Consider the following 15,376-nt stretch of genomic DNA (forward strand, 5'->3'; position numbering starts at 1 on the left):
ATCGCGCCTATAGCATGTTCCCGTTCCGTTTCACGCCCTTCCGCGCTATCTGACAGGCGTGTCCATCGACTCCCTTTCCCCTTCCGCCGCCCTGACCGGCGCCGAGCCGTGGCTGGCGCTGCCGCCGGCGCTGGCCGTGCCGCCGGGCGCGGGGGCGACCTGCGATGACGAGGGCGCGCGCAAGATCGGGCGCGGCGCGGCCGAGGGGGCGTTCACGACCGGGCCGGTGCTGGTGGCGCACGCCAGCCTGACGGCGCGGCGGCTGGGGCTGGCGCCGCCGCCTCGGTCGAACGACCTGCTCGACGTGCTGGAGCTGTTCGCCTTCGTGCGGCCGGCGCGGTTCTGCGCCCCCTCCCCCAGCGGATTGGCGCTGGCCATGGGGCAGAGCGAGCCAAAAGGGGCGGAGGCGCAGGCCGGGGCGCTGCGCCGGGCGGCGGACGGACTGCTGCGGGAGCTCGCAGATTCCGCCTATCCACACCGGGAGGACGCCTTCACCCTGGCGGAGACGCTAAGCCGGGCGGGTTGGGCCTGGGGCTGGCGGGTGCTGGGGGCGCTGCAGCACCAGCCGGTGCGGGAGCGGCAGCATCGCGGCAGCGGGCTCGACGCCTGGTCGCGGCTGGCGGAATGGGAGGACGAGGCGCCGCGCGGCGAGGCGGGCTCGGCGCCGGTGGATTCCGAGAGCGCGCGCATCCGGCTGGAGAAGCTGCTGCAGGCGTCGGGGCTCGACGAGACGCGGCCGACCCAGTCCGACTACGCCGCCGAGGCCGCCTTCGCCTTCTCGCCACGCAACGAGGAGGGTCGGCCGCGCGTGCTGCTGGCCGAGGCGGGCACCGGGACGGGCAAGACGCTGGGCTATCTGGCGCCGGCCAGCCTGTGGGCCGAGCGCAATGCGGGCGCGGCGTGGGTGTCGACCTACACCCGCGCCCTGCAGCGGCAGATCGACCGCGAGAGCGCGGCGCTGTGGCCCGATCCGGTGGAGCGCAAGAAGAAGACCGTGGTCCGCAAGGGGCGGGAGAACTATCTCTGCCTGCTGAACCTGCAGGACATGGTGCAGGCGGCGCAGCTGGGGAACGGCGACCTGATCGGCATGGCGCTGGCCAGCCGGTGGGCGCTGCACACACGCGACGGCGACATGACCGGGGGCGACTATCCGGGCTGGCTGCCGGGGCTGTTCGCGGTGGGGACGGGGCAGCAGGCCAGCGCGGCCAATCTGGTCGACCGGCGCGGCGAGTGCGTCCACGCCGCCTGTCCGCACTACCGCACCTGTTTCGTCGAAAAGACCATCCGCGCCAGTCGCCGGGCCGATCTGGTGGTGGCCAACCACGCGCTGGTCATGACCCAGGCGGCGTTCGACGGCGCGCGCTCGGCGCGGGGGCTGAAACAGGACGGCGAGACGGCGGCGCTGAAGCGGATCGTCTTCGACGAGGGCCACCATCTGTTCGATGCGGCGGACAGCGCCTTCTCGGCCTGCCTGTCGGGGCAGGAGGCGGCCGAACTGCGGCGCTGGATCCGGGGGCCGGAGGGGCGCGGGCGGCGCGGGCGCGGGCTGGAGCAGCGGCTGGGCGACCTGTGCGCCGACAACGAGGCGGCGATGAAGGCGCTGCAGGACGCGGTGCGGGCGGCGGCCCAACTGCCCGGCGAAGGGGTGTCCGGGCGGATCGCGCCGGCCTCGGGCGAGGTCAATCCGGTCGGGCCGATCGAGCGCTTCCTGCTGGCCGGGCTGGAGCAGCTGAGGGCGCGGACGAGCGAGAACGCCTCCGGCTCCGGGGTCGAGTTCGGCATGGAGTGCGCCCTGCGGCCGGTCACCGATCCGGTGCTGGAGACGGCGCGGGAGGCGGCCCAGGCGCTGGCCGCCCTCGAGGCGCCGCTGCTGGCCCTGTCGCGGCATCTGGAGGACATCCTCGACGACGAGGCGGTCGAACTGGACGGTTCGCAGCGGTCGCGGATCGAGGGGGCGCTGCGCGGCCTCGACCGGCGGGCGCGGATGACCCTGCCGGGGTGGCGGTCGATGCTGGCGGCGCTGGAGGTCTCGTCGGACGAGCCGGACCCGGATTTCGTCGACTGGCTGTCCGCCGAGGCCGCGTTCGGCCGGATCATGGATGTGGCCCTGCGGCGGCACTGGATCGATCCGACCGTGCCGCTGGAGGCGGCGGTGATCATGCCCGCGCACGGGGTGCTGGTGACCTCGGCCACCCTGTCCGATCCCAATTCGGACGATCCGTTCGACATGGCGCGGCTGCGCACCGGCTCGGCGCGGCTGATCGAGCCGGCGCGGACGCTGAAGGTCGAGAGCCCGTTCGACTATGCGGCCAACGCCCGGGTCATCGTGGTCAACGATCTGATCAAGGACGACACGCGGCAGACGGCGGCGGCGATGCGCGAGCTGTTCCTGGCCGCGGGCGGCGGCGGGCTGGGGCTGTTCACCGCCATCCGGCGGCTGAAGGCGGTCTACGAGCGGCTGGGGCCGGATCTGGCGAAGGCGGGCCTGCCGCTCTACGCCCAGCACGTCGATCCGCTCGAGGTCGGGGCGCTGGTCGACGTGTTCCGCGCCGAGCAGGACAGTTGTTTGCTGGGCACGGACGCCGTCAGGGACGGGGTCGATGTGCCGGGCCGGTCGTTGCGCATCCTCGCCTTCGACCGCGTGCCGTGGCCGCGTCCCGACCTGCTGCACAAGGCGCGGCGCGCCCGCTTCGGCGGCGAGGGGGCGGGGGGACGCAATTTCGACGACGCCCTGGCGCGGGCCCGGATGGCCCAGGCGTTCGGCCGGCTGATCCGGCGGGGGGACGACAAGGGAGTGTTCGTCATGCTGGACGCCGCCTGCCCCACCCGTCTGTTCGGCAGCCTGCCGCCGGGCGCGGAGGTGCAGCGCATGGGGCTGGCCGAGGCGGTCGAGCAGGTCGGGGCCTTCCTGGCCTGAGCTCAGGCCTCGAAGGTGATCTCGACGCTGTCGGCCGAACGGTTCGCCGGTCCGTGGAAGACGGCCTCGATGTTGTTGCCCTCGGGGTCGAGCAGGAAGGCGGCGTAGTAGCCGGGGTGGTAGGGCCGCTCGCCGGGGGCGCCGTTGTCGGTCCCGCCCGCCGCCAGCCCCGCCGCGTGGACGGCCTCGACCATGGCCCGGTCCCTGGCCTGGAAGGCCAGGTGGCAGCGGCCGGTGGGACGGCCGAGGGCGGCTTCGCTGTCGACGGACGAGATGAAAAGCTCGTCGGACCAGAAGTAGCTGTCGGCCTCCCCGCCGATCGGGACCTCGAGGGCCCCGAGCACGGCCTCGTAGAAGCGGCGGGTGGCGGCGAGGTCCTTCACCACCAGTTGGAGGTGGTCGATCAGGCGGCCGCGATGCAGACGTTGGGCTTCCATGGGCGTTCTCCCGGTCCGGCGGAGTCGAACGGACCGGCCACGAAGGCGTTCCGACCGGACCCGCGCTTGACGCGGCCGGGCTTCGGAGCTTCACAGCCCCGAGCCCTTCCTCCGGAGCCGTGATGACCTCTCCCCGCCATTCCCGCCGCGGCCTCGTGGTCCCCTTCACGATCGTGGGCGTGCTGCTGGCGATCTGGACCGGCTGGTGGTTCTACCTGACGGACCAGGTCGAGACCCGGCTGGCGGCGCACGAAGAGGTGCTGCGCGAGGACGGCTGGCGGATTTCTCACCAGCCCGTGTCGGTCGGCGGCTGGCCGTTCCGGGCGCGGGTCGCCTTTCCGTCGGCGGAGATCGTCGCGCCGTCAGGGCACGGGGTTTCGGCGCCCGAGCTGGTGGCCGAGGCGAACGCCTGGAATCCGGGCCACTGGGTGGTCATCGCGCCGGACGGCCTGACCCTGACCCGGGCCGGCAAGGGGCAGGTCGACATCGGCGGCGGCGCGCGGATGAGCATCAACCGCCTGCGCGACCGCTTCCCCGACCTGCGCGCCGAACTGATCCGGCCGACCTTCACGGCGCGGGAGGGGGCCGAGCCGTTCCCGATCGCCTCGGCCGAGCACGTCCAGTTCGAGATGCGGCCGCATCTGACCGACGGCGTGGCGGCGACCGACGAGCTGGACGTGCTGTTCCGCCTGATCGAGGCGCGCGGCCGCCCGGGTGGTCCCGTCGAGGGCGCGGCCCGGTCGGGCCGGCTGAGCGCCGAAATCGAGGCGACCATCGAACAGGCCAGCCGGCTGCGCGGCGTCGACAGCGCCGGGGTGTTCGCCAACTGGACCGCGGGCGGCGGCCGCTTCACGGCGGTGAAGGGACGTCTGCAGGCCGGCGAGAGCAGCGCCCGGATCGCCAGCGAGGCCCTGTCGGCGCGCGAGGACGGCCGGCTGGAGGGAGAGCTGGCCCTGACCGCCGAACGGCCCGGGGAGGTCATGGCCGGCTTGGCCGGCTCCCGCTCCGGCGCGGTCAACCGCGCCGCCGCCGCTGGCGCGGCCGCGGCGGCGGGCGTGCAGGGGGACCGGCCGATGGACCTGACGCTCCGGTTCCGCGATGGGCGCACCTGGCTGGGGCCGTTCGCCCTGGCCCCGGCGCCCAAGCTGTTCTGATGCTGGTCGAGCCCCCCGAAGACCCCGCGCGGTTGGCGCAGGACCGCGCGGTGGCTGAAGCCGTGCGGGCGCGGATGGCGAGCGGCGGCCGGGCCTCGCCCGACGCCGACGCCATCGCCCTGCGCGAGGCGCTGAAGGGCCTGTCGCCGCCGGAAGCGGCGGCCGTCCGCTCGGTGCTGGGCCGCATCGACGCCGCCCAGGGCGCGCCGCTGATCGTCTGGGGCCCGGCCAGCCAGGTGCTGGCCGCCGACCGCCATGGGCTGGGGGCCAGGGTCGCGGCCAGGCCGGAGGCCGCGCTGGCCGCCGCCCGCGAAGGGGCGCGGGCGCTGATGGACCTGACCGCCGCCTCGGCCTGGTGGGGCCGGCTGCTGGCCGAGCCGGAGCTGAGGGTCGTCGCCGCCCTGCCCGACCATGGCGCCGGTCCGCCGCGGGCCCTGATGATCCAGCGGGCGCCGTCCGGCCCGACCGGGGACGACCGCACCTTCTGGGTCACCGACAGTCCGCTGGCGGCGGACCGGATCGTCTCCGCCCTCGGCGCCGCCGGACTGGCGGCGAGTCCGCTGATCGAGGCGGGCGGCTTGAAGCTGTTCGCCCTGGCGGGCTATGTGCAGGCGCAGGACGGGCGGCTGAACGACGCGCCCGGCTCGTTGCAAGGCGTCATCGGCGCCGCGCCCGTTTTCTGACTCTCGAGGATATCGCATGACCGACGCAACCGCGCCCGCGCCCAAGCCCGGCATCCTCGACATCGCCCCCTACGTCGGCGGCAAGTCGCGCATCGAGGGCGTGGCCGAGCCGATGAAGCTGTCGTCCAACGAGAACATGCTGGGGGCCGGTTCGAAGGCGCGCGAGGCCTATGAGGCGGCGGTCCGCAACATCCACATCTATCCCGACGGCCGGGCCAGCAAGCTGCGCGACGCCGTGGCCGGACATCACGGGCTGGAGCCCGAACGGCTGATCTTCGGCAACGGCTCGGACGAGGTCTTCGCTCTCCTGAACCAGTGCTACCTGACGCCGGGGGACAACATCGTCACCGGCCAGTACGGCTTCCTCGCCTACCGCATCTCGGCGAAGGCCAACCAGGCCGAGGTCAAGCTGGCGCCGGAGCCGCAGTTCAAGGCGACGCCCGAGGCGCTGCTGGCCGAGGTCGATGAGCGCACCCGCATCGTCTACGTGTCGAGCCCGTCGAACCCGACCGGCAGCTACAACACCGCCGAGGAAATCCGCCGCCTGCACGAGGGCCTGCGCCCGGACATCCTGCTGGTCATCGACGAGGCCTATGCCGAATACGTCACCGAGCCGGACTGGGAGACGAGCTTCGGCCTCGCCCGCGACAGCCAGAACATCGTGGTGACGCGAACCTTCTCGAAGATCCACGGGCTCGGCGGCCTGCGCATCGGCTTCGGCTATGCGCCGGTGAAGGTGGCCGAGGCGGTCGACCGCATCCGCCTGCCGTTCAACGTCTCGGTGCCGGGCATCGAGGCCGCCGTCGCCGCGCTCGGCGACGAGGCCCACCAGCAGGCCTCGCGCGACCTGATCCACACCTGGCGGCCGCGCATGACCCAGGCCATCCGAGGCTTCGGCTTCGAGGTCCTGCCCAGCGCCGGCAATTTCGTGCTGGTCCGCTTCACCGACGAGAAACGCACCGCAGCCGCGGCCAACGACTACCTGAATTCGAAGGGCGTCATTGTCCGGCCGGTCGGCGGCTACGGCCTGCCCGACTGCCTGCGCATCACCATCGGCACCGAGGACCAGAATCGCGCCGTGCTGGACGCCCTCAGCGAATTCGCGGCGACCTGAACGTCAGCCCGACTGGCAGTTGGCCTTGCCGCAGGCGACGTAGCACGCCGTCCAGTCGGGACCGCCGCCCGGATTGGTGTAGTAGCAGCGGTACTGGCACTCCAGATAGCAGAGGTCGTTTCGCTGGATCGGCCCGTCGGGGGCCTGGGCCGCCGTGGCCGTCGCCATCGCGGCGGCGAGGACTGCGAGGCTGAACAGCTTGCGCATGACAAAACCCTCCTTGCCTGGACATAAGCCTGACCGTGACGGCCGGGTTCCGGGGCAAGGTGGTTAACTCAGTCGCGGCGGAAGACGCGGCTCGCGATCCACCCGGTGAGGGCCGCCAGCAACACGCTCAGCAGGCCGTAGGTCCACGGACGGTTGTGGGCGAACTCGAAGATGTCGCGCTCGAATCCGACCTTCTCGACCGTCAGGGTCAGGTTGGAGACGGAGACGGGCTCGCCCTCCTGGAACAGCCAGACCTCGGCGAAATACTGGCCTGTGGGCGCGACGGCGGGCAGTTCGATCTCGGCGCGGAACAGGCCCCGATCGACGAAATCGACGCCGTCGGGATCGGTGTCGTAGAGCGCCGCCGCCTCGCGCAGCCGGATGACGGCGCGGCGCCAGTCCAGATAGTCCTCGCCGAGGCGGCTGACGACCACGTCGCGGACGCCGTAGCGGGTGACGGTGCGGCTCTCCTCCGGCGCGTTGATGCGCAGGTGATCGACGCCGACGCCCAGCCGGCGCAACTGGCCGAAATCGGCGATGTCGCCCAGCGGCCGCGTCGAGGCGGTCATGTAGAAGCCGGGGGCGCCCTCGAACAGCACGGGCCGGCTGTTCAGCCAGATGCCCATGTTGCGGGTCTTCTTGACGAGGCGGACCGGACTGTCCGGCCCGCGCACCACCACCACGACGTCGGTGGGAACGTCCGTCGGGTTGAAGACCGCCCCGTACAGCACGATCGAGGCGCCGCGGAAACTGGAGTCGACCATGACCCGCGCGTCGGTCATCGCCGCCGCGACCCGCACCTGTCCGGTGGTGGCGGCCGACCGTTCGGGCGCGGGCGCCACGACGGCCGGAGGCGGAGGCGGCAGGGCGGCGATCACTCCGCCACCCCCGGCGCGAAGGCGAACAGGTCGGACGGACGCACGAACAGTTCCAGCCCCATCTGGATGCCGACGAGCAGGACGATCAGCCCCAGGACAGCGCGCAGCTCCTCGGCCCGGAACCGCCCGGACCACCGGGCCCCGTACTGGGCCCCGACCACACCGCCGAGCAGAAGGAGCATCGACAGGACGATGTCGACGGTCTGGTTCCGACCCGCCTGCAGGATGGTGGTCATGGCGGTGGTGATGATGATCTGGAACAGGCTGGTGCCGACCACCACGCTGGCCTTCATCCGCAGCACATAGAGCATGGCGGGCACGAGGAAGAAGCCGCCGCCGACGCCCATGATCGCTGACAGCACGCCCGCGAACGCGCCGAGGGCGAACGGCGGGATGGCGCTGATGTAGAGGCCCGACCGGGGGAACCGCATCCGCAGCGGCAGGCCGTAGAGCCACAGCGGCCGACGGCGCTCCTTGTGCGGCACGACCTCGCCCCTCACCCGGCGCAGTATCTGGCCGAGGCTCTCGTAGAGCATCAGCGTGCCGATGGCGCCGAGGAACAGCAGGTAGGACAGGGCCACGGCGAGGTCGGCCTGGCCCAGCAGGCGCAGGTAGCGGAACAGCTCGACGCCCAGCAGCGCCCCGAGCACGCCGCCGCCGGCCATGACGCCGCCGATGCGCCAGTCGACGGCTTTCTGACGGGTGTAGGCGATCACGCCGGAGGTCGACGAGGCCACGACGTGGCTGGCCTGGCTGGCCACGGCCACCGCCGGCGGGATGCCGAGGAAGATCAGGATCGGGGCCATCAGGAAGCCGCCGCCGATGCCGAACAATCCGGACACGAAGCCGACCACCGCCCCCAGCAGGACCAGGAGCGGCCAGTTCACCGAAACCTCGGCGATCGGCAGATAGATATCCAAAGGACGCGCCTTCGGCTGGAACTGAGGCTAGGCGCCGGAAAGGCGACGGTGAGAGTGTCCTAGACGCAAGCCGTGGCGACCGCCACCGTATGCGCCAGAAAGGCTGGAACCGCGCGTCAGGCGAGCGGCTCGGTCTGGAAGGCGTCCGCCGCCGCCCGCGCCGAGCTCTGCGTCGAGGCGGGAAGGTCCCCGCGCAGGCGCTCCACCGCCGCCTGGGCGTCGGCGTCGCCGGCGCGGGCCGCGATCAGGTACCATCTGTAGGCTTCGGCCAGGTTCGGCTCGATGCCGTCGTCCCCGGTCTCATACAGTTTGGCGACGTTGAACTGGCTGTCGATCAGGCCGCTCTCCGCCGCCTTGCGCAGCCAGTTCAGGGCCCCGACCGGATCCTGGGCGCCGCCGACGCCGTCGAACAGATACATGCCGTAGGCGTGCATGCCGCGCGCGTCGCCGCCATCGGCCGCGCGCTTTGCCCAGGCCCGCGCCTCCCGGGGGTCGGCCGGCAGGCCCATCCCGCCCTCCTGGTAGAGGCCGGCCAGATGCAGCTGCGCCGGCGCATGGCCGAGGCCGGCCGCCTGTTTCAGCACCTCGACGCCCGTCGCGTCGTCGGCGTTGAGCCGTTCGACCGCCTGCCCATACAGTTCAGCGCCCCGTTCGGGATCGCGCGGCGTCGCATCGGCGGGAGTCGCCGCCAAGGCCGCGATCGGCTGGACCTCGTCGTCGGGGCCGCCCGGAACCGCGAAGTTCAGACCGGCGCCGGTGAGTTCTCCGAACGCCACCGCGCCGCCCGCGGTCAGCAGCACGGCCACGGCGGACGCGCCGAGGGCCTTGCGGATCGTGTCGTTGCCCTTGGCCGCCTGCTTGTCCAGCCGTTCCTGCAGCCTGGACTTGCCGCCGCGCTTGAGACCGAAGCCGGAGCGGCCCGACGGCTCTTCCGGAGTCGCCATGGCCGCCCGGGCGGCGTCGATGGTCTGGCGGGTGGACGAGGCGCGGCCCTGGGCCGCCGCGGCGCGCAGCGCCCGCGGGTCGACGAAGTCGGTCTCGCCCGCGAAGTCTTCCTGGCCGGCGTCGAAGGTCGGCGGGGCCGTCGCCGCCAGCGCATCGGACACGTCGGCGCCGCCGAAGCCCTGGCCGAACGGAACCTGCGCGGCCGCGGGCGCGGTCGAAGGCGTGGGGGTCGGGGCCTGCGGCGCCGGTCCGACCTCGTCGGCCGGGGACGGCTCCGGCGCGCGGCTGCCGAAGGGCGCCGACGGCGCGGCGTCGGGACCGCGCATCACGGCGTCGAAGACGGTATCGGCGGTCAGGACCTCTGCACGGACGGGCGGTTCGGCCTCGGGCGGAGCCAGGTCGGCGGACCAGGCCTGCTGCTCGGCGAAGACCGGATCGTCAAACCCGTCGGCGAACGGCGCCTCCGGGAAGGCTGCGGCGCGCCAGTCGGGCTCGGCCGCCTCGGCAGGAGCGGCGGGCGCGGCCCGGCGGCCGATGGTCTCCCGGGTCTCGGCGATCAGCGCGGCGGTGCGCTCCTCCGACAGCCGCATGCGTTCAGCCAGTTCGCCGGAGGCGCGGTCGTAACGCTGCTCGATCCGGGTCGAGCTGTCGGCCAGCCGGCGGGCGATGTCTTCCAGCGCCTGTTGAGAACGACGCTCGGACAGGGCGATCCGCTCGCTCAGACGGTCGGAGATGCGGGTGATCTCCCCGCCCAGCTTCTCAAGGGCGAGAGCGTGACGATCGTCGGCGGCGACCAGCCGCTGTTCCAGCCCCTGGGCGAAGCGGCCCATGTCGGCCTCGACCTTGCGGGTCAGGGTTTCGCCCAGCTGCTCGAGGCGGAGCGGAGCGTCGGCCTCGATCTTGCCGAGACGGCCGTTGAGGTTCTGGGCGATGCGCAGGACCTCGCGGCCCATGGCCTCGACCGCCTTGGCCGAACGCTCTTCGGAGGCCTTGACCTGGTCGCCGATGGACAGGAGGGCGCGCTCGATGCGGTCCATCCGGCCTTCGTTTTCGGCCGTGTCCATCCGGCGCATCATCTCGGCCCGGTTGGCCTCGACCTGGCGGCTCAGGGTCTCGGCCAGCTTTTCGAAGCGGGCGGCCTCGCGAACGCCCTCCGGTTCGACGCGGCCCTCGGCGGCGCGCAGCCGCTGATCGAGCCCGGCGAACGACCGTTCAAGGCCGCGCAGGGCCTCGGTGGTGCGGTTCTGGGCCTGGTCCAGCCGCTGGCCGACCTGGGCCAGCAGGTCGGCGCCCGCGCCCGGACCGGCGACCTTCTCGACCGCGTCCATGCGCTGGCGCAGTTCGTTGACGCTGCCGCGCTGGCGCTCCTCGATGTCGTAGAGCCGCCCCGCCAGCGTCCCCAGCGTGGCCTCGACCTTGCCGAGGGTCTCGTTGGTCTTGGGCGCGACCTCCTGCTCGAACTTGCGCAGGCGGCGATGGCCCTCGCGCAGGTCCTCGGCGATGTCGTCGATACGGCGCCCGTAGGCCCGGCCCGCCTCATCCTGGCTCTCCAGGCGACGGACGAGACCCGACACCGCCTGGTCCACGCCCTGGATGGCCACGGTCGAGCGGCGCTCGGCCGCCTCCAGCCGGGCCGCGATGGTGTCGATGGAGGCGCTCAGCCGCTGCCAGGGATCCTCGCCCGCGCCATAGGCGTCGTCGACGCGGCGACTGCGGGACCGACGCTCGTAGCTGTCGGCCGCGTGCGGCCGGCGCGGCAGGGGCACCACGCCCTCATCCTCGCCGCCGTCCTCCATGATCATGGTGTTCAGCCACTCGCCCAGCGTCATGCCGGAGCGGCGGGCGAGGTCCTTGGCGATCTCACGCGCCTTGGGCTCGATGCCCTTTACGCTCCACGGCGCGGCTGCGCTCACTGATTCGCCTCCCGACCTTTGACTCGACGCTACCCATCCAGATCAGGGGTGTAAACGTGCGGTTAACCCCAAGATGTAGGGTTTGCCCCATCTTCCTGTGGGAAAGCCCCTGCACTGCTGGGGAGTCTCGCTTTCGATCCGTTAACGGTTCGCAAACATTAACGCCTCGGAAAGAACTTCGCTCCGTCAGCCGCCGGGCGGGGGAATTTGGCGCCTGGAAGCGTCCCCGCTTGCGCGCAGGCTCCGGGCGGGCCACTTGGCGCCGATGAGCCTGCCCCTGACCCTCGTCCTGATCGCCGCCGCCCTCGCCCTTGCGGTCTTCGCCGGCTGGCGGGGAGCGCAGCCGTCCCAGCCGCATCTCGGGGTGCGCATGGTCCCGTGGCGGCTGATCATGGCGCTGTCGTGCGTGATCGCCTTCGTGTTGATCGTCCACCTCGCGGCGCTGCTCGGCATGCTGCCGCCGCCGCGATAGGGGAACCCGCCGGGGCCAAGGGCCATTCCTGATCCACCCCGAAAGATCAGGAGACGAGACATGGCCGACAAGGTTCTGACCGCCGCCGAGGCCGAAGAAGAGTTCTGGGACCACCTCGGAAGCTCCAACACGGGCATGCTCGGCCTGGACCAGCCGGGCTACCACAGCCAGCCGATGACCGCCTTTCGCGACGAGGACAGCGGAGCGATCTGGTTCTTCACCCGCGACGACACCGATCTGGCCAGGGACGCCGCCCTGCCGGACCAGTCAGCGCTGTTCACTTACGGATCGAAGGACCAGGAAGTCTGGGCGAGCATCCACGGGACGCTGTCGGTCTCGCATGACCGGGAGAAGATCGACCGCTACTGGAATCCTGTGGTCGCGGCCTGGTACCCCGAGGGCAAGGACGACCCGCATCTGACGCTGTTGCGCTTCGACGCCGACGACGGGCGGATCTGGGTGTCGAAACAGGGACCGGTGCGGTTCTTTTATGAGATCGCCAAGGCCCGGTTGACGAAGACCTTGCCGGACGAGGGCGCCGTCACGGACGTTCGCCTCGGCTGAACCCCGGTCCGCTCGTCAGCCCGCGAAACACCAGGCCAGCACGGCCTTCTGGGCGTGGATGCGGTTTTCGGCCTCGTCCCAGACCAGCGACTGCGGGCCGTCGATGACGGCGTCGGTGACCTCCTCGCCGCGGTGGGCCGGCAGGCAGTGCAGGAAGACCGCGTCGGAGGCGGCCGCCTCCATCAGGGCGTCGTCGACGCCGTAGCCGTCGAAGGCCTCGAGCCGGGCCTCGTAGTCCTGATCGCCCATCGACACCCAGGTGTCGGTGACGACCACGTCGGCGCCGCGCACCGCCTCGTGCGGATCGCCGGTCAGGGTGACGTGGTCGCCGCCCCGCGCCAGGTCATGCAGGTCGGGATGGTAGTCGGCCGGACAGGCGACCTTGAGATGGAAGCCCAGCTTGGGCGCCGCGTGCATGAAGCTGTGGCAGACGTTGTTGCCGTCGCCGACCCAGGCGATGGTCTTGCCGGCGACCGGGCCGCGATGCTCCTCGATGGTCATCAGGTCGGCGAGGATCTGGCACGGGTGCGAACGGTCGGTCAGGCCGTTGATCACAGGCACGGTCGAGACGCGGGCGAAGCGCTCGACGTCCTCGTGGTCGTTGGCGCGGATCATCACCGCATCGACCATGCGCGACAACACGCGGGCGGTGTCCTCGACCGGTTCGCCGCGGCCCAGCTGCATGTCGCCGGCGTTGGCGATGATCGAGGCCCCGCCGAGCTGGCGGATGGCGGCGTCGAAGCTGAAGCGGGTGCGGGTCGAGTTCTTCTCGAACACCATGGCCAGGACGCGGTCCTTCGCCGGCGCGTCGGCGTCGGCGCGGCCCTTCGGCCAGCCCTTGCGGGCCCGCTTGCGGGCATGGGCGTCGTCGAGGATGGCGCGAAGCTCGGCGGCTTCGAGACGATGGATGTCGAGGAAATGGCGGACCATCGGCCCCTCCGGAGAAATCAGGCCGCGGCCAGCTTGCCGCGCGCGAACTCGCAGGTGCGTTCGAAGCGTTCCACCGCCTCGCGCGCCTCGTCCAGCGTGAGGTTCAGGGCCGGCAGGATGCGGACGCAGTTGTCGCCTCCGCCGGCGACCAGCAGCCGGGCCTCGTCGCGGGCCCAGCCCATGAATTCACGGTTGTTGGGGACCAGCTTGATGCCGATCAGCAGGCCCTTGCCCCGCACGTCCACGATAACGTCCGGGAAGCGTTGGGCCAGGCCGTGAAGCTGCTGCTTCAGATAACCGGCGATCTCGTTGACGTTGGCCAGGGTCTCCGGCTTCGAGATCTCGGCGAAGGCCGCGCCGCCGACCGCCATGGCCAGCGGGTTGCCGCCGAAGGTCGAACCGTGCACGCCGACGGTCATGCCGCTCGCAGCCTTCGTGGTGGCGAGGCAGGCGCCGACGGGGAAGCCGCCGCCGAGCGCCTTGGCGATGGCCATGATGTCGGGCGTCATGCCGGCCCATTCGTGGGCCCAAAGCTTGCCGGTCCGACCCATGCCGCACTGGACCTCGTCGAAGATGATCAGCACGCCGTTGTCGTCGGCCATCTGGCGCATCCAGCGCAGGTCCTCGTCGGGCGTGGCGCGGCAGCCGCCCTCGCCCTGCACCGGTTCGAGGATGATGGCGGCGGTGTTGGGGTTCTGGAAAGCCGCCGTCAGGGCTTCCCTGTCGCCCCAGACCAGCTGGTGGAAGCCGGCCATCGGCGGGCCGAACCCGTTGGTGTAGCTGGGGTTGGCCGCGGCGTTGATGGCCCCGTAGGTGCGGCCGTGGAACGAGCCGTCGAAGCCGTAGATGTCGATCCGCTCGGGCTGGCCGTTGGCGGAGTGGTATTTGCGCGCCGTCTTCAGGGCGCACTCGACCGCCTCGGTGCCCGAGTTGGTGAAGAAGACCACGTCGGCGAAACTCTTCTCGCACAGGGCGTCGGCGAGGGCTTCCTGGCCCGGGATCTTGAAGATGTTGGAGACGTGCCAGAGCTTCTCGGCCTGGTCCTTGACGGCCTGGACCAGGATCGGATTGGCGTGGCCGAGGGCGTTGGTCGAGATGCCCATGACGCAGTCGAGGTATTCCGTGCCGTCCTTGCCCCACAGACGCGCGCCCTGCCCGCGATCCACCTCCAGCGGCGCGCGGTTGTAGACACCCATCAGATGGTCAGTGGACACGGCGAAGGCCTCCAAAAGCGAGACGGCCCCGGCGCCGGAGAGCGTCGGGACCGCTTGAAAAAGGGTCAGGCCTTGTCGGACGGGGGACGGGGTTAGTCAACACCGCCGCCGCCGCGGCGGCGGCGAGCGAACGGAACAGCCTGGACCCCCTTGAAGACGTGCCGCCATGGCTGGCGTGGCCGGACGCCCGACGCACCTTGAAACGCGGTCACCTTGGGCGGGCGCGCCGGAACCCGGGGCGGGACGGCCGGTTGACCGGGCCAGGAAGGAGCCTGCCATGTCCAATCATCCCGACCCGCAGCATCAACCGGTCAAGGGGCCGGACGACCTCAAGCGCAACCCGGGAATCGGCCAGTCGCCGGGCCTGAACCGGCGCGAGGGGCTCGACGAGATCGAGGGCGCCAGCACCGTGGAGGGCGACGTCGAGAACAACACCGGCCCCGGCGGAGCGGTGAACCCGGACGATCGCGGGCGCCATAACGCGTGATGGCGCTCGTCGGTCACGCGCCGTCAAGGCCGGCGCCGAGCCTGCCGCCGGCGCGAACCTCGGAGATCAGGTCGCGAAGGTCAGACAGCTGTTGCTCGTCCAGCAGCCGCTTCGGCAGGACGGGATTGTAGGCGGGCGACACGAGAAACAAGAACCGGTCTTTCTCGTCACGCACCATTTTGACGGCTCGCCAGTCGACGCAATTCGACTGGAGACCGTTGTCGAACCGCAAGCCAGCCCGATCGATGCGCCACCGCCACGCCAGGCCGCCGACCGGAGCCTTTCGGGCTTCCGCCGCATAGCTACGCCGCTGCCAGTGCAGTCCCAGTGTCCACACCAGCCAGCTGCCGAACAGAAGGCCGCCAAACAGTCCAGACGGAAGGCTGTCTCCGGCCAGGCTCACCGCCAGAATGCCGAAGGTCACAAAACCGATCAGAAAAGCATAGGTCGGGAAGATGCAGACCCAGTGTGCGGAGCCCCAGCCCCGCGTCAGGGGGCGAGCCTCTCGCGGTGTGGGACAGACGTCTGCAATCTCGATCAT

15 protein-coding genes are annotated in these 15,376 nt (G+C 71.5%); 7 read left to right on the forward strand and 8 right to left on the reverse strand.

Going from position 1 to position 15,376, the window contains the following annotated elements; translation table 11 throughout:
* The first annotated feature begins 58 nt into the window (after positions 1 to 58).
* Entirely contained in the window at positions 59 to 2,917 is a 2,859-nt protein-coding gene (locus ACSQ1L_RS09520) for an ATP-dependent DNA helicase (RefSeq protein ID WP_435994316.1), read from the forward strand.
* A gap of 2 nt (positions 2,918 to 2,919) precedes the next feature.
* Here the strand turns inward: ACSQ1L_RS09520 and ACSQ1L_RS09525 are convergent, their stop codons facing one another.
* Positions 2,920 to 3,354 carry a VOC family protein gene (locus ACSQ1L_RS09525; RefSeq protein ID WP_435994318.1) on the reverse strand — a complete coding sequence of 145 codons (435 nt, stop codon included), beginning with the start codon at positions 3,352 to 3,354 and terminating at the stop codon, positions 2,920 to 2,922.
* A 122-nt stretch (positions 3,355 to 3,476) separates the two neighbouring features.
* On the opposite strand from ACSQ1L_RS09525, the gene ACSQ1L_RS09530 reads away from it, so the two are divergent.
* The 3 genes from ACSQ1L_RS09530 to hisC are packed head-to-tail and all read left to right on the forward strand — an operon-like array spanning position 3,477 to position 6,305.
* Positions 3,477 to 4,508, forward strand: a complete 1,032-nt coding sequence (locus ACSQ1L_RS09530) for a DUF2125 domain-containing protein (protein WP_435994320.1) — start codon at positions 3,477 to 3,479, stop codon at positions 4,506 to 4,508.
* The gene (locus ACSQ1L_RS09535; RefSeq protein ID WP_435994322.1) at positions 4,508 to 5,191 is read left to right on the forward strand and encodes a hypothetical protein; all 684 of its coding nucleotides are present in this window, start codon (positions 4,508 to 4,510) and stop codon (positions 5,189 to 5,191) included. Before ACSQ1L_RS09530 ends, ACSQ1L_RS09535 begins: the two co-directional genes overlap by 1 nt.
* 16 nt (positions 5,192 to 5,207) lie before the next feature.
* Positions 5,208 to 6,305: a histidinol-phosphate transaminase gene (gene hisC, locus ACSQ1L_RS09540; RefSeq protein ID WP_435994324.1), complete on the forward strand. Its 1,098-nt coding sequence runs from the start codon at positions 5,208 to 5,210 to the stop codon at positions 6,303 to 6,305.
* A 3-nt stretch (positions 6,306 to 6,308) separates the two neighbouring features.
* Here hisC and ACSQ1L_RS09545 read toward each other — a convergent pair whose 3' ends face one another.
* From ACSQ1L_RS09545 to ACSQ1L_RS09560, 4 genes are all read right to left on the reverse strand, one after another.
* Positions 6,309 to 6,512, reverse strand: coding sequence for a hypothetical protein (locus ACSQ1L_RS09545; RefSeq protein ID WP_435994326.1), 204 nt, complete (start codon positions 6,510 to 6,512; stop codon positions 6,309 to 6,311).
* Between the two features lie 68 nt (positions 6,513 to 6,580).
* Positions 6,581 to 7,390 (reverse strand): TIGR02186 family protein, encoded by an 810-nt coding sequence (locus tag ACSQ1L_RS09550; protein ID WP_435994328.1) that lies wholly within the window; start codon positions 7,388 to 7,390, stop codon positions 6,581 to 6,583.
* Positions 7,387 to 8,310, reverse strand: a complete 924-nt coding sequence (locus ACSQ1L_RS09555; protein ID WP_435994329.1) for a sulfite exporter TauE/SafE family protein — start codon at positions 8,308 to 8,310, stop codon at positions 7,387 to 7,389. Before ACSQ1L_RS09555 ends, ACSQ1L_RS09550 begins: the two co-directional genes overlap by 4 nt.
* Before the next feature lie 116 nt (positions 8,311 to 8,426).
* A complete protein-coding gene (locus tag ACSQ1L_RS09560) occupies positions 8,427 to 11,168 on the reverse strand; it encodes an SEL1-like repeat protein (protein ID WP_435994331.1) in 2,742 nt (913 codons plus the stop codon).
* A gap of 265 nt (positions 11,169 to 11,433) precedes the next feature.
* Between ACSQ1L_RS09560 and ACSQ1L_RS09565 the strand changes: the two genes are divergently transcribed.
* Complete coding sequence (locus ACSQ1L_RS09565; protein ID WP_435994333.1) at positions 11,434 to 11,640, forward strand: hypothetical protein; 207 nt, start codon at positions 11,434 to 11,436, stop codon at positions 11,638 to 11,640.
* 60 nt (positions 11,641 to 11,700) lie between these two features.
* Positions 11,701 to 12,204, forward strand: a complete 504-nt coding sequence (locus ACSQ1L_RS09570) for a pyridoxamine 5'-phosphate oxidase family protein (RefSeq protein ID WP_435994334.1) — start codon at positions 11,701 to 11,703, stop codon at positions 12,202 to 12,204.
* Positions 12,205 to 12,219: 15 nt separating this feature from the next.
* Here ACSQ1L_RS09570 and argF read toward each other — a convergent pair whose 3' ends face one another.
* Together argF and ACSQ1L_RS09580 are read right to left on the reverse strand one after the other, a co-directional pair.
* The gene (argF, locus tag ACSQ1L_RS09575) at positions 12,220 to 13,134 is read right to left on the reverse strand and encodes an ornithine carbamoyltransferase (RefSeq protein ID WP_435994336.1); all 915 of its coding nucleotides are present in this window, start codon (positions 13,132 to 13,134) and stop codon (positions 12,220 to 12,222) included.
* A gap of 17 nt (positions 13,135 to 13,151) precedes the next feature.
* Entirely contained in the window at positions 13,152 to 14,348 is a 1,197-nt protein-coding gene (locus ACSQ1L_RS09580; RefSeq protein ID WP_435994338.1) for an aspartate aminotransferase family protein, read from the reverse strand.
* 277 nt (positions 14,349 to 14,625) lie between these two features.
* Between ACSQ1L_RS09580 and ACSQ1L_RS09585 the strand changes: the two genes are divergently transcribed.
* Positions 14,626 to 14,835, forward strand: a complete 210-nt coding sequence (locus ACSQ1L_RS09585) for a hypothetical protein (RefSeq protein WP_435994340.1) — start codon at positions 14,626 to 14,628, stop codon at positions 14,833 to 14,835.
* A gap of 13 nt (positions 14,836 to 14,848) precedes the next feature.
* Here ACSQ1L_RS09585 and ACSQ1L_RS09590 read toward each other — a convergent pair whose 3' ends face one another.
* Positions 14,849 to 15,376, reverse strand: coding sequence for a YcxB family protein (locus ACSQ1L_RS09590; RefSeq protein WP_435994342.1), 528 nt, complete (start codon positions 15,374 to 15,376; stop codon positions 14,849 to 14,851).

The organism is Brevundimonas sp. LjRoot202 (assembly GCF_964253355.1).
In the GTDB taxonomy this organism is placed as follows: Bacteria; Pseudomonadota; Alphaproteobacteria; order Caulobacterales; family Caulobacteraceae; genus Brevundimonas.

What these genes read in the sequence shown, in the direction of transcription:
- ACSQ1L_RS09525 (WP_435994318.1), bottom strand. Translation starts at nt 3,354, where the DNA reads ATGGAAGCCCAACGTCTGCATCGCGGCCGCCTGATCGACCACCTCCAA.
- ACSQ1L_RS09530 (WP_435994320.1), top strand. Translation starts at nt 3,477, where the DNA reads ATGACCTCTCCCCGCCATTCCCGCCGCGGCCTCGTGGTCCCCTTCACG.
- ACSQ1L_RS09535 (WP_435994322.1), top strand. Translation starts at nt 4,508, where the DNA reads ATGCTGGTCGAGCCCCCCGAAGACCCCGCGCGGTTGGCGCAGGACCGC.
- hisC (WP_435994324.1), top strand. Translation starts at nt 5,208, where the DNA reads ATGACCGACGCAACCGCGCCCGCGCCCAAGCCCGGCATCCTCGACATC.
- ACSQ1L_RS09545 (WP_435994326.1), bottom strand. Translation starts at nt 6,512, where the DNA reads ATGCGCAAGCTGTTCAGCCTCGCAGTCCTCGCCGCCGCGATGGCGACG.
- ACSQ1L_RS09565 (WP_435994333.1), top strand. Translation starts at nt 11,434, where the DNA reads ATGAGCCTGCCCCTGACCCTCGTCCTGATCGCCGCCGCCCTCGCCCTT.
- ACSQ1L_RS09570 (WP_435994334.1), top strand. Translation starts at nt 11,701, where the DNA reads ATGGCCGACAAGGTTCTGACCGCCGCCGAGGCCGAAGAAGAGTTCTGG.
- argF (WP_435994336.1), bottom strand. Translation starts at nt 13,134, where the DNA reads ATGGTCCGCCATTTCCTCGACATCCATCGTCTCGAAGCCGCCGAGCTT.
- ACSQ1L_RS09585 (WP_435994340.1), top strand. Translation starts at nt 14,626, where the DNA reads ATGTCCAATCATCCCGACCCGCAGCATCAACCGGTCAAGGGGCCGGAC.
- ACSQ1L_RS09590 (WP_435994342.1), bottom strand. Translation starts at nt 15,376, where the DNA reads ATGATCGAGATTGCAGACGTCTGTCCCACACCGCGAGAGGCTCGCCCC.